Annotated in this window: 12 protein-coding genes; 6 read left to right on the forward strand and 6 right to left on the reverse strand. The window is 44.4% G+C overall.

Annotated elements, in window-relative coordinates; genetic code table 11:
• Window position 1: 1 nt before the first annotated feature.
• Genes IAQ59_RS14135 through IAQ59_RS14145 form a run of 3 tightly spaced genes read right to left on the reverse strand, consistent with a single transcriptional unit; the run spans window position 2 to window position 3,922 of the window.
• Entirely contained in the window at window positions 2–2,131 is a 2,130-nt protein-coding gene (locus IAQ59_RS14135) for a 7TM diverse intracellular signaling domain-containing protein (RefSeq protein WP_209331483.1), read from the reverse strand.
• Window positions 2,128–2,829, reverse strand: coding sequence for a hypothetical protein (locus IAQ59_RS14140; protein WP_209331484.1), 702 nt, complete (start codon window positions 2,827–2,829; stop codon window positions 2,128–2,130). Before IAQ59_RS14140 ends, IAQ59_RS14135 begins: the two co-directional genes overlap by 4 nt.
• Window positions 2,813–3,922 carry a ThiF family adenylyltransferase gene (locus IAQ59_RS14145; protein WP_209331485.1) on the reverse strand — a complete coding sequence of 370 codons (1,110 nt, stop codon included), beginning with the start codon at window positions 3,920–3,922 and terminating at the stop codon, window positions 2,813–2,815. Before IAQ59_RS14145 ends, IAQ59_RS14140 begins: the two co-directional genes overlap by 17 nt.
• A gap of 259 nt (window positions 3,923–4,181) precedes the next feature.
• Between IAQ59_RS14145 and IAQ59_RS14150 the strand changes: the two genes are divergently transcribed.
• Window positions 4,182–4,646, forward strand: a complete 465-nt coding sequence (locus tag IAQ59_RS14150; protein ID WP_209331486.1) for a response regulator — start codon at window positions 4,182–4,184, stop codon at window positions 4,644–4,646.
• Between the two features lie 3 nt (window positions 4,647–4,649).
• On the opposite strand, the gene IAQ59_RS14155 is transcribed toward IAQ59_RS14150, so the two are convergent.
• The 3 genes from IAQ59_RS14155 to porX are packed head-to-tail and all read right to left on the reverse strand — an operon-like array spanning window position 4,650 to window position 7,848.
• Entirely contained in the window at window positions 4,650–5,870 is a 1,221-nt protein-coding gene (locus IAQ59_RS14155; protein WP_209331487.1) for an alanine dehydrogenase, read from the reverse strand.
• 1 nt (window position 5,871) lies between these two features.
• On the reverse strand, window positions 5,872–6,288 hold the full coding sequence (gene tsaE, locus IAQ59_RS14160) for a tRNA (adenosine(37)-N6)-threonylcarbamoyltransferase complex ATPase subunit type 1 TsaE (RefSeq protein WP_209331488.1): 417 nt from the start codon (window positions 6,286–6,288) through the stop codon (window positions 5,872–5,874).
• A gap of 3 nt (window positions 6,289–6,291) precedes the next feature.
• Window positions 6,292–7,848: a T9SS response regulator signal transducer PorX gene (gene porX, locus IAQ59_RS14165; protein ID WP_209331489.1), complete on the reverse strand. Its 1,557-nt coding sequence runs from the start codon at window positions 7,846–7,848 to the stop codon at window positions 6,292–6,294.
• A gap of 66 nt (window positions 7,849–7,914) precedes the next feature.
• On the opposite strand from porX, the gene IAQ59_RS14170 reads away from it, so the two are divergent.
• Genes IAQ59_RS14170 through IAQ59_RS14190 form a run of 5 tightly spaced genes read left to right on the forward strand, consistent with a single transcriptional unit; the run spans window position 7,915 to window position 13,024 of the window.
• On the forward strand, window positions 7,915–9,144 hold the full coding sequence (locus IAQ59_RS14170; RefSeq protein ID WP_209331490.1) for an HD domain-containing protein: 1,230 nt from the start codon (window positions 7,915–7,917) through the stop codon (window positions 9,142–9,144).
• 18 nt (window positions 9,145–9,162) lie between these two features.
• Window positions 9,163–10,185: a UDP-3-O-(3-hydroxymyristoyl)glucosamine N-acyltransferase gene (lpxD, locus tag IAQ59_RS14175; protein ID WP_209331491.1), complete on the forward strand. Its 1,023-nt coding sequence runs from the start codon at window positions 9,163–9,165 to the stop codon at window positions 10,183–10,185.
• 46 nt (window positions 10,186–10,231) lie between these two features.
• Window positions 10,232–11,626, forward strand: coding sequence for a bifunctional UDP-3-O-[3-hydroxymyristoyl] N-acetylglucosamine deacetylase/3-hydroxyacyl-ACP dehydratase (locus tag IAQ59_RS14180; RefSeq protein WP_209331492.1), 1,395 nt, complete (start codon window positions 10,232–10,234; stop codon window positions 11,624–11,626).
• Entirely contained in the window at window positions 11,623–12,402 is a 780-nt protein-coding gene (gene lpxA, locus IAQ59_RS14185) for an acyl-ACP--UDP-N-acetylglucosamine O-acyltransferase (RefSeq protein ID WP_209331493.1), read from the forward strand. The genes IAQ59_RS14180 and lpxA overlap by 4 nt, the downstream gene beginning before the upstream one ends.
• Window position 12,403: 1 nt before the next feature.
• Window positions 12,404–13,024, forward strand: coding sequence for an ABC transporter ATP-binding protein (locus tag IAQ59_RS14190; RefSeq protein WP_209331494.1), 621 nt, complete (start codon window positions 12,404–12,406; stop codon window positions 13,022–13,024).
• The last annotated feature ends 47 nt before the right edge of the window (window positions 13,025–13,071 follow it).

Consider the following 13,071-nt stretch of genomic DNA (forward strand, 5'->3'; position numbering starts at 1 on the left):
GTTAATTTTGCTTAATAGGCAGGGTAATAATAAAGTTTGTCCCTCGATCGGGAGCCGACTCCACCACGATTGTCCCTTTGTGATTTTCAATAATAGTATATACGATTGACAATCCCAACCCAGTACCCTTTCCAACTGGCTTTGTAGTAAAAAATGGCTCAAATATTTTCTCCCTTATCTGTTCAGGCATACCAGGACCATTATCCCCAATTTCGATGATCACATGGTCACCTGCCGGTTTTGTTTTCAGGGTCAATTGGGGTGATCTTCCCTCAATCGGATGGTCTAGGAGTGCGTGAATCGCGTTGCTGATGATATTCATGAACACTTGATTGATTTTACCGGCAAGGCACTCAACTTGTGGCAACTCACTGTATTCCTTGTGTACCGCTATCCTGCCGGCCATCGAACTATTCAACAAAATCAGCGTACTTTCAAGCCCGTCATGGATGTCTACTTCTTTGACATCCTGTTCATCTATACGGGAAAAGAGCTTGAGGCCCCGAACAATTTCCACTGTTCTTTTAGCCCCATCCTCCATACCGGCCAGCAATTGATTTACCTCATCGAGTAAGTAGTCTAACTCCAAATCCTCTTCCAAATCCTTTACCTCTGATTTGCTCGAAGCAGAAAATTCTTGTTCTCCCTTTTCCCTGTACAAGTCCATCAATTCCAAGATATCTTTGATATCCCGCTTTAGCGGGGAAATGTTAGAGCTAACAAAATTTATCGGGTTATTGATCTCGTGTGCAATGCCCGCCGTCAACTGACCCAGAGATGCCATTTTCTCCTGGTTTACCAACTGTGTCTGTGTATCTTTTAGGTTTTTGAGCGTCTGCTCCAGTTCCATTGTCCGGGATTTCACCATATCTTCCAAGTACACATTCTGCTCCTTGATTAATCGCTCATTTTCCTTCAGCGCCTCTAATTTATCGTGCTGCTCCCGTTCCTTCTCCTTTTTCAGCAGGTTGATCTTATCTGCCAATGCAAAGGACAGCAAGAGCGCCTCTATCGCCGTACCGGAAAGCATGGGAAGGTTTGCATAGGCACCCAAATCGATGACACCTTGATTGTTCAGTATCAATACAACCAAACCAACTAATAAGAAACTCCAAGCTAACAGGAAGAAATAGGCCGATCTATCCCCCTTACTCGCAACATACCCCCCGATGGAAAAAAACGCAATCACCAGGAGCAAGCCACTCACGTCTACGATCGAGTAGCTCATTTCCACCAACCCTAACATACGCAGAAAAAACGCCACAAAATAAAAAACGACGATGACGTACAGGTACTTGGCTACCCTTGGAACATACACGGAGGTCTTCAAAAACAACTGAAAAAAAGGAATCACGAAAATACTGGACAGGGCGGTGAACCCAACCATGCTGATTTCATAGAGATACGCATTCTGTCCAAGAATGAAAAAGGAATAACCTGACAGGGACAACTGCGCCAAACCAATGAATAATATATAAAAACAATAGAACAAGTATACCTTGTCTAAGATCGAAAAAAACAAGATCAGATTGTATAAGAACAAAGCAACCATGATCCCCGCATATACACTAATAATAATCGTTCGTTTGGAGTTATTCTCCAAAAATACCCGGTCTTCATATGCATTTATCGAAAATTCCACTGGCATCACAGAATGGATCTCAAAGACCAAATGATCCGATTTAATCGCATCAGCGCTTAATTGAAAGTATAGATTTGGTGACCGGAATTCGTTTTCCTCTGATAGCATGGTGCCTGACTTTCCGGCCAAGCGGTAATTCCCTTGACTATCCACAAAATACATCGTGGCTTCCCGAATATCGCTATTGCTGAATTCGATAAAATACTGCGAATCTTCGCTAAGATCCACCAACTCCCGCAAGTCCACTAGGATGGTGAGCGGCTCATTGATGACACCTAGCGAAACTTTCCCCTCGAGATGCTTATCAAAGTCTCCGGCATCAAATCTTTTTGATGTATTTAAGTTTCCGAAAGAATACCGATATTCTTGGAAGGTATGGCCTTCCCCCCCGCCAAATACTCCCAAAAAATAGAAAGTAGGGACAATGACCAGTAAGATGAGAACAAGCGTCAAACCTGTATTTAAGAAATTGGAATACTTTGCTTTCATTGATTTGGTTTAGGTATCTGTAATTCAAACTGTAACTCCATCTTCCCCCTCGGTCCCGTCTCCACGGTGTTAAAGCTCATTTTTTGCCTCAAATCAAAGATGTATTCCCTTTCGATTTCATTCGCATGGGGGAGATTATCAATATCAACAATTTCTAATGCCGTCGCAATCAACCCCTCTTTTGGGTAATAAAAGGAACCATTATCGCCCAAGGAAGTAATAACTTCGTATCCTACGCTTTTAGAAATACTCAACGTCACGGGCGAGCTCAGTCCAAAAAGCTTCTTCAATCTTAATTGCGGAAGTATGGCGATACCAACCCGTACCAAGTAAATACTACCGATACCATATCCGGCCACTTCCCTGCTATTCCAAAGCCCGCAATACTCCGCTACCTCCAGATCCTGGTATTCGGACAAGTACGTAATTACGCCCGGGTCTATGTCTTGAATGGCCGTTTCAAAAGGCAATGGAAAATGCTCGGTCCGAAGCTGTATTCGCCCCCCACCCAATACCCTGAAATCCTCCATTGATTCAAAAAGGATCAGATAGACATGGGGATTTAATGCCCAAGACCTGTCTGCCGATGTTACCTTCGTTATCCCATAGGATTCCAGTACCTTATGATGACCATAGATATATTTCTCTGTTGCTTCCACATCATCAATGGCCCTGACTATCCTAACTCTTACCTTCATGGGAATTGAATAATGACTCCAAGTCTAAATAATACCTTCCTGATGTAACTTTTTGATTTAACAATATCATCCTACATAACTGACTACATGCTGCCCCACCCATGATAACGGAGGAGGCAAGCTGTGGCCAGGTGGTTATCGTTCTGCCAATTTGAGTAAAGCTGTATTTTGCCCTGTCTGAAAGCTGTTCAAACTCCAATAATCCCATCATGATATCCTTGCTTTTCTCCGGCAACAACCCAGAGAGGCCTCCTTCATCACCAAACGACCGCAACAATCCATGAAAAATGGGCCTGTCGGGTTCAAGGTCAAACCGCTCCACATCCATCATACCTCTGTCACTTGTATCCATTAAAACCGGAATTCCATGTGCCTTCGCCATGATACGGCTGCTGATTTTAACGGGCAAGCTGTCACACTCCTCTACAAGAATATCCAATTCTCCCCCCAAGGTAAAAAAATCACGCATATTTTGCTCATTTATTCCGTCATTATATGTAGTGATTTTTAAATACGGATCAATTTCGGCAATTTCCCTGCCGACAATATCTGTTTTCTTTAATCCCAAATTATAAAGTCCCGTCCGAATACGGTTAAGATTGCTCAAATCAAGTGTATCAAAATCCGCTATTCGGAGCTCTCCAAAGCTTCGCTCCATGGCCAAGCTCAGTGCCACACTTTGTCCCACAGAAAGACCAATAACACCAATTTTCTTTTGAGACAAGATGGCTTGCTCTTCCGGGGTAATCTTGAACTGGTTTCGCGACGTACGCATACGTACAAACGGTGCCTCCTCCAGAATGTGTACAAGCGTATTCCGCCAAGGGTACCATACCCAGTTTCCAAAGTTCTCCATCCGATCACCCCGTAGGTAGTCCTGCCGATACCTCTTTAGGTCTGCCTCTCCTAACTGCTCCGAGGGATGGTCTATCTTAATGAGTTCGTCAAGCTGCCGTTCAATTTCGTCGACCACAATGGTGTTGCTTCTGTTTAAAAAAAAATTAATCTGATCCTTTTCCAGCGGTGATCGAGGTGATAAAATCTGAGGCTTGTAACCACACGCTGACCCACCTGCTTTCTCCGATTCATTCATATGATATTATGTGTATTAATGGGGTGATAACAGGAGTAAAGTTATAGGTTTGTAATCATAAATATGCCTTGATTGAAAAAAAAGCTCGCTTTTTTTGGCCAAACTTAATAGATTTACACCTATTAAGCTTTGTTAATAGGCGTAAACGGAATTGCCCATATCTCTTCAGTGAAATTTAGACACCAAAAAATATGTTAAGGCATTTATTTTTAAGAGCGGATTTCTTTACTAATTGATGGCTTATCACGATATTTAGCACATGGAGAGAGAGAAGATCAGGGTCTTATATGTAGATGATGAGGTAAATAACCTGCAGGCTTTCAAAGCTACGTTCCGCAGGGACTACCGGATTTTTTTAGCAGAATCAGCCAATGAAGGCCGTCAAGTCCTTTTAAACGAGGATATTGACATTATTATTACCGATCAACGCATGCCCGAAGAAAACGGAGTGGATTTTTTAAAATCGATCATTCCCCTCCATCCCGAACCCATGCGAATATTGTTGACCGGATATACCGACGTGCAGGCAGTAATAGATGCCATCAATAAAGGGAAGGTATACCACTACCTCACCAAGCCTTGGGAGGAAGACTATCTGCGCACAGTCGTTAAAAATGCCTATGAAGTATATTCCCTACGAAAAGAAAATAAACAGCTGACAGATAGCTTGATAAAAGCAAATGATCAGCTAGAATTTCTCTTGCGTCAAAACCTGCTTTCCTAACCGCTAATACCTGGCAGCTAGCAACAATTGCAGTTCCTTGTGGGGCATGCCAAACTTTCTTGCCAAGTGAGCGTTCGTGAGGCTACCCCTGTAGGCGTATACTCCTCGCATAAACCACTTGTAATTAAAGATCATCTCTTCAGCACCGCCCAAATCGGCCATCTGAAGCAGCATGGGTGTAAAAATATTACTGAAAGAAAACGACGCAGTTCGGGCCACGCGGGATGCTATGTTCGGTACGCAGTAGTGAATGACACCATGTTTATAGTAAACCGGATCACCGTGTGTGGTTGCCTCTGCTGTCTCAATACATCCCCCCTGATCGATGCTTACATCTATGATGATGGATCCATCCATCATTTGCGAAACCATGTCTTCAGACACCACCATCTTTGCCCTGCCCCGTTCTGCACGGAGCGCACCAATCACTACATCTGCCTCCCGCAATGCTTGGCATAATGTAAAATTGTCAATGGTTGAAGTAAAAACCTGCTGACCAAGCAGTTGCTTAATCCTCCGCAACTTGTAAAGCTGGTTATCAAAAATCTTAATATTGGCACCTAGCCCAAGGGCTGTCCTGGCCGCATATTCTGCGACCGTTCCAGCTCCGATGATTACTACCTGTGTGGGGGGCACACCGGTGATTCCTCCTAGAATCAAACCCTTTCCTCGGTTTACACTGCTTAGGTATTCTGCCGCGATCAACATCACCGTACTGCCGGCAATTTCACTCATCGCTCTTACTACCGGCATACCCCCTACCTTGTCTTCCAAATATTCAAATGCCACAGCGGTTATTTTCCGTTGGTTCAGCGATTGAATAAACGCTGCCGACTGATTCCCGATCTGAAGGGAGGACAACAAACAAGCTCGCTGCCTCATGAATCCGATCTCTTCCACGCTGGGTGGGTCAACCCGTAGCACTACCTCTGCGTCGTAGGCCTCCTCTCGCGAGAATACTACCCGGGCACCGGCATCCATATACGCTTTGTCTGAAAACTTTGCCGCTAACCCCGCGTTTGACTCGATTATTACGTCTTGGCCATTGTTTACAAGAAGACCGACGGCTTCGGGTGTTAGTAGGACACGCTTTTCGTGTTCAGCATTTTCTTTGGGAACACCGATAATCACCTTTTTCTTCGTGCCACCAGTGCGCTCAAGTGATTCCTGGGGAATTGCTCCCGTCTGAGCCGCTATCTCGGCGAGTTCCATTTGCGATGCCATGCTAACCTATTGTTATTTCCCTACTGTTTTTATCCAAGGGCTTTATCGTAATCACAACCGCATCCACAGGAATGAGATCGGGGATTAGCTCTCCCCATTCTACCCAACATACACTTCCGCTTTCAAAATACTCCTCCACTCCCATATCCACTGCTTCCTCCTGATTTTCTATTCGATAAAAATCAAAATGAAAATAGGTATTTCCAGCATTGTCCGCATACTCATGAACTAGGCCAAATGTTGGGCTGCTCACATGATCAATTACCCCCAATTTCGCTGCAATTGACCTAATGAGGGTTGTTTTTCCGGCCCCCATAGGACCTGTAAAGAGCCAAACATACTTCCCTTTACATGCATCGATTATCTTTTGTGCACAGGAATCGAGTTCTTCCAGGCTTGCACATACAAACTGCTTCAATGACTATTTCTTTGGACTCATGTGGATTATTGGAACGATGACCTCCTCAAGCGACACCCCGCCGTGTTGGAAGGTATCTTTATAATAATTCACGTAGTAGTTGTAATTATTTGGATAGGCGAAGAAGTAATCTTCCACGGCAAACACGTAACTGGTCGAAATATTGACTTTGGGAAGCTTGGCCTCCTCCGGTTTGGCGATCTCAAATACCTTTCCAGACTCAAAATTAAGGTTTTTCCCCTGTTTATAACGCAAATTTGTCGTAACATTTCTGTCACCAATAATTTTATAAGGCTTATTTACCCGCTTGGTGCCATGGTCTGTTGTAATGACGACTTCGGCACCCACATCTGCGATTCTTTTAAATAGTTCGAAAAGCGAAGAATGGGTAAACCAACTCAACGTGAGTGACCTGTAGGCCGATTCATCCGGGGCAAGTTCTCTGATCATCTTCATGTCGGTACGGGCATGCGACATCATATCCACAAAGTTATATACGAGGACGTTCAAATCATTTTTGAGCATATTGGTAAACTGTTCCAGTACAGCTTTTCCTTGGGAAACCTGAAGGATCTTTTGATAAGAAGTCTTGATGGGAAGGTTGTTTCGTTTGAGGTTAACACGCAAAAAATCCTCCTCTCGATTGTTTTTCCCCTCATCAGTATCCTCGCCCTCCCATAAATCCGGATGAAACCTCGCCATATCCGCAGGCATCATACCACTAAATAAGGCATTCCTCGCATATGCGGTGGTGGTGGGGAGAATGCTGTAATACAAATCATCGCTTGTAGTTACAAAATATTCGCTCAGCAATGGCTCTATCACCTCCCATTGGTCCAACCGGAGGTTATCGATCACGACAAAAAACAGCGGCTTTCCTTCCCTTATCTTGGGGAATACATGCTTTTTCATCACCTGATGAGACAAGACCGGCTTAGAAACTTTGGGGTCATTCAGCCAGTCAAGATAGTTTTCCTTAATGAACTTTGCAAAATTGGCATTTGCTTCTGTTTTTTGCGTTTCCAGCACCTCTTGCATGCTTTTGTTCTCCGTCTCATCGATTTCTATTTCCCAGTAAACCAACTTTTTGTAGATCTCGGTCCACTCTTGATGGTCTATGGCGTCGTTGTACGCCATGCTTATATTCCTAAAATCCTGCTGATAGGAAAGGTTGGTTCTTTCGCTGATCAACTGCTTGTTTTGAAGGATCTTCTTTACCGAAAGAAAAATCTGGTTCGGATTGATCGGCTTAATGAGGTAATCGGCAATTTTGCCCCCGATGGCATCGTCCATGATGTGTTCCTCTTCACTTTTGGTGATCATGACTACCGGTACCTGAGGCTTCAATATCTTGATTTGCTGTAAGGTCTCCAGTCCTGTCATGCCGGGCATCATTTCGTCAAGAAAAATGATATCGAAATTCTCTTCCTCAACCTTTTCCACCGCATCTAAGCCACTGTTCACCGTCACGATGTCATACCCTTTTTGTTCCAAAAACAAAATATGCGGCTTTAACAGGTCTATTTCATCATCCGCCCATAATATATTGAATTTTTGCATCTCGTCTTGGTTAGTTCTTTTATAGATAATAGTTACTTTTGATTTCTTACATTAAATAGCAGGGTATTGAAAAGCCACAAAATAATTAATGATCCTGTCTATGGATTTATAAATATACCTAGTGAACTGATCTTTGCAATCATCGACCATCCGTATTTCCAAAGATTACGAAGAATCAAACAGTTAGGTTTGACAGATTATGTATACCCGGGTGCGCTGCACACCAGGTTTCATCATGCTATCGGAGCTATGCACCTGATGAGTATCACATTAGACCACCTCCGAAACAAAGGCGTGGAAATTGACGACCAGGAATACGAGGCCGCACTAATTGCCATTTTGCTCCACGACATTGGACATGGGCCGTTTTCCCATGCACTTGAATTCAGTCTTCTGCAAAATATTCCTCACGAAAAGCTTTCACAGCTTTTCCTCCTTGACTTAAACAAGCAATTTCACGGCCAACTGGATCTTGCTCTGCGTATATTTAACGGAAATTATGAAAGAAGATTTTTTCACCAGCTCGTGAGCAGCCAGCTTGACATCGACCGACTGGACTACCTTCAACGGGACTGTTTCTTCACCGGTGTATCTGAAGGTACGATCGGTGCCGACCGTATCATCAAAATGATGGCGATCAAAGACGACCGCCTTGTGATCGAAGAAAAGGGCATCTACAGTATCGAAAACTTCCTCAGCGCACGAAGATTGATGTATTGGCAGGTTTACCTACACAAAACCACGGTAAGCGCCGAGAAAATGTTAATTAATCTGATTCTACGAGCCAAGCACCTCCAAACATCCGGAGAATCACTTCCAGGGTCGGAAGCCTTGCGTTATTTTTTGAGCAATGACCTGACGATTCAAGATTTTACAGAGAATTGTGACGTATTGCCCTTTTTCGCAGAACTGGATGATTTTGACATTTGGGGTGCCTTAAAGCTCTGGCAGAAAAGCAAAGATCGCATACTCAGAAACATCGCTACCATGTTTCTATTAAGGCGGCTATATAAGATCACGCTGAGCAACCAATCCTTTACGGAAGAGGAATTGGATCATATGAGGGTCAGAACGAAAACAAAATTAAAGCTGTCGGAGGAGGAACTTCCCTACTTCTTCGCACACGGTAGCATCAGCAACCATGCCTATGCTGCCAAAGAGAGCATTTATGTCCTGACAAAAAAGGGCCAAGTCGTAGATGTGGCGCAAGCTGCAGACCTTCCAAACATCAAAGCCATGAGCAAAATCGTAAAAAAACATTACGCTTGTCGGGCGAAAGATTTACCTTTACACTGAATTTTAAGTTAATCATACATGGAGTTCACCATAAACCAGATAGCTCAGCTCTTAAATGGACGGGTAGAAGGCGATGGTTCCCATAAGATCAACCGCCTGGAAAAAATCCAGGAAGGCAAACCAGGGGGAATTAGTTTTTTGTCTAACCTGAAGTATGAACCCTATTTATACACCACCCGGAGCTCTGCGGTCATCGTTTCTGCCGATTTCCAACCCAGTAAGCCGTTATTTTCCACGCTAATCAGGGTGGAGGATGCTTATTTGGGTTTTACCCAGCTATTGGAATCAGTAGAAAAGCTGTCGAAACCCACTTTCTACGGCGTGGAAGAACCCGCGTACATGGATGCGAGCAGCAACATGGGGACTGGTGGCTATAGAGGGGCATTTTCATACATTGGGAAAAACTGCCTGATCGGAGATCGAGTACAGATACATCCCCACGTCTACATCGGCGATGGAGTGACAATTGGCAACGACTGTGTCATACACCCCGGGGCGAAAATCATGCGACGATGCCGTATCGGCAACTATTGCGAAATCCATCCAGGAGCAGTGATCGGAAGCGATGGCTTTGGATTTGCGCCGCAGCCGGACGGCAGGTACAAAAACATCCCGCAGCTCGGCAATGTATGGCTCGAAGACCATGTCTCCATCGGAGCCAATACCACCATTGACTGCGCTACCATGGGATCCACCCACATTGGAAAAGGGGTGAAGATCGATAACCTGGTACAGGTAGCCCATAACGTCCACATAGGAGAAAATACCGTGATTGCTTCACAGTCAGGAATTTCAGGATCGGCAGAAATCGGAAAAAATTGCGTGCTCGCCGGAAAATCCAGCATTGTAGGCCACATCAAACTCGCAGACAACACGACCGTAGGTGGGAATACCGGTATCATGAAATCCATTACCAAACCAGGACAAACCCTATTGGGGTACATCGGCATGGAGATGAAAGACTTCCTGAAATCATACGCTGTGTTCAAAAAGTTACCCGATTTGCAGAACAAATTAACAGAACTGGAAAAAAAACAATAAATTTGTATCCTTAATACTGACCTATTTGGCTTCATAAAAAATTTTAATGAAAGTAAAGCAACACACTATTGGGAAGCAGGTAACCCTTACCGGGGTGGGTTTACATACCGGCGTAGTAGCAACGATGACTTTTATCCCAGCTCCACCTAATCACGGATACAAGTTTCAGCGAATGGATTTGGAGGGATACCCAATAGTGGATGCGGATGTGGACAACGTAGTAGATGTGTCCAGAGGAACCACGCTAGAACAAAGCGGTGCCAGAGTATTTACAGTAGAGCATGTCCTAGCGGCTTTGGTAGGATTGGAAATCGATAATGTGTTGATTCAGCTCAATGGCCCGGAACCGCCTATCATGGATGGCAGCAGCCTGCCCTTCATCCATATCTTGGAGGAGGCAGGGCTGGAAGAGCAGAATGCGCTCCGTCGATTTTTTGAAATTCCGGAAAGTATCCACTATAAAGATGCCGCTCGTGAGGTTGAAATGGCTGCTTTGCCATTAGACGATTTCCGGGTAACCGTCATGGTGGATTATAACTCTCCTGTATTGGGGAGCCAACACGCATCCATTACCGATATCAGCCAATTTAAAGCCGAAATAGCCTCCTGCCGAACGTTCTGCTTCCTCCATGAGTTGGAAATGCTTTATAACCAAAACCTGATCAAAGGTGGCGATTTAAACAATGCCATTGTGGTGGTAGATCGCGCAGTTCAGGAGGAGGAGCTGAGTCATTTGGCGAAAATGTTCAATAAGCCAAAGGTCGAAGTCCGTAAAGAAGGCATTCTGAACAACGTAGAGTTACGGTATAAAAATGAGCCTGCGAGGCATAAATTATTGGATGTAATCGGTGATTTGGCTTTGGTTGGCAGGCCTTTGAAAGCCCAAATCATGGCTGCCCGTCCAGGACATGCGGCCAACGTTGCCTTTGCCAAAAAAATCAAACGAGCCATGGAGAAGGCAGGCCCCATGCACATCCCCTATTACGATCCGAAATTACCTCCGGTACTCGATATCAATCAAATCAGCAATATCCTACCCCACCGGTATCCTTTTCAATTGCTGGACAAAATAATCTACCTAGACCAGACCGTGGTGGCAGGGGTAAAGAACGTGACAATCAACGAACCCTTTTTCATGGGACACTTCCCCAATAATCCAGTGATGCCTGGCGTACTTCAAGTAGAAGCCATGGCCCAAACCGGGGGAATCCTGGTTTTAAGTACAGTAGATGACCCTGAAAACTACTGGACATATTTCTTAAGCATCGAAAATTGTAAGTTTCGAAAGATGGTACTCCCTGGAGATACGCTCATATTCAAATGTGAACTTTTAAATCCCATTAGGAGAGGTATTGCGAAGATGAAGGGCGAAGCTTTTGTAGGCAACACACTAGTTTGTGAGGCGGTTATGACAGCCAGTATAGTAAGAAAAGAAGCATGATAAGTAAACTATCCCATATACACCCCGACGCTGTACTCGGTGATAACATTACGGTAGAACCTTTTTCTACCATCCATGAAAATGTTGAAATCGGCGAGGGAACATGGATTGGCTCCAACGTGACCATCTACCCCGGTGCACGGATAGGCAAAAATTGCAAAATATTTCCAGGTGCGGTCATTTCGGCTATCCCACAGGATTTGAAATTCCAAGGGGAATCCTCTTTGGCTGAAATCGGTGACAACACAACTATCCGGGAGTGTGTGACAATAAACCGAGGAACCTTGGACAAGAAAACGACAAAGATCGGCCAGTCTTGCTTGGTTATGGCTTATGTTCATATTGCCCATGACTGTATCATCAAAAACCACGTAATCATCGCTAATACCGTTCAGGTAGCCGGGCATGTAACCATTGACGATTGGGCCTTTGTAGGAGGCAGTAGTGCCGTCCATCAGTTTGTAAAAATTGGTACCCACAGCATGATTTCAGGAGGTTCGCTGGTTCGAAAAGATGTTCCTCCGTACACAAAAGCAGCCCGAGAACCGCTCAGTTATGCTGGCGTAAACTCCCTTGGCTTGCGTAGAAGGGGATTCACCAGTGAAACAATCAATCAAATCCAAGAAGTCTATCGATACCTGTTTTTGAATAGCCTGAACAACAGCAGGGCTCTCGAAGAAATCGAAGTAAATCTTCCGGCGACCAAAGAACGTGATGAAATCGTAAACTTTATTCGATCGTCGGAACGAGGTGTGATGAAAGGATACATCCAATAAGATGCTGAAATTGAAGCTGGACCAAGCAGGGAAACGCTTTCAGTATGAATGGATTTTCAGAAAACTGACAATTTCCCTCACGCCCTGCCAAAAATTGGCCATCATGGGGAGCAACGGATCCGGCAAATCCACACTTATCAAATGCATCGGGGGACAAATGCCTCTATCCGAAGGAAGTATACATTATCAAATTGGGGACACCCCCATTCTAGCCACCGAGATTTACCGACACCTGTCGATTTCCGCTCCCTACCTTGATCTCCCGGAAGAATTCACCTTAGTCGAATTTTTACATTTTCACTTTAAGTTCAAAAACCTTTCCCCGGGCTTGAGCATTAGCGAAGCGATAAAAATCATGTACCTGGAAAAATCCAAAGAGAAAGCGATTCAGAATTTTTCTTCTGGAATGAAGCAGCGACTAAAATTGGGATTATGTTTCTTATCCAGCAGCCCGTTGCTTCTGCTGGATGAACCTACGTCAAACCTCGATGAAAGGGGCGTGAACTGGTATTTGGATCTTGTGGAATCATACGGACAGGATAAAACCATCATTGTCGGGTCAAACGACCCCAGGGAATTTCCATTTTGCAAGGATCGTCTGGGCATCGAAAACTTCAAGTGACACAGTTTTTCTTTGTTTTGATTCCAAATTGCTTAATTTTACAACAC

Origin of the sequence: Lunatimonas salinarum (assembly GCF_017811155.1) — a bacterium.
GTDB classification, from domain to species: domain Bacteria; phylum Bacteroidota; class Bacteroidia; order Cytophagales; family Cyclobacteriaceae; genus Lunatimonas; species Lunatimonas salinarum.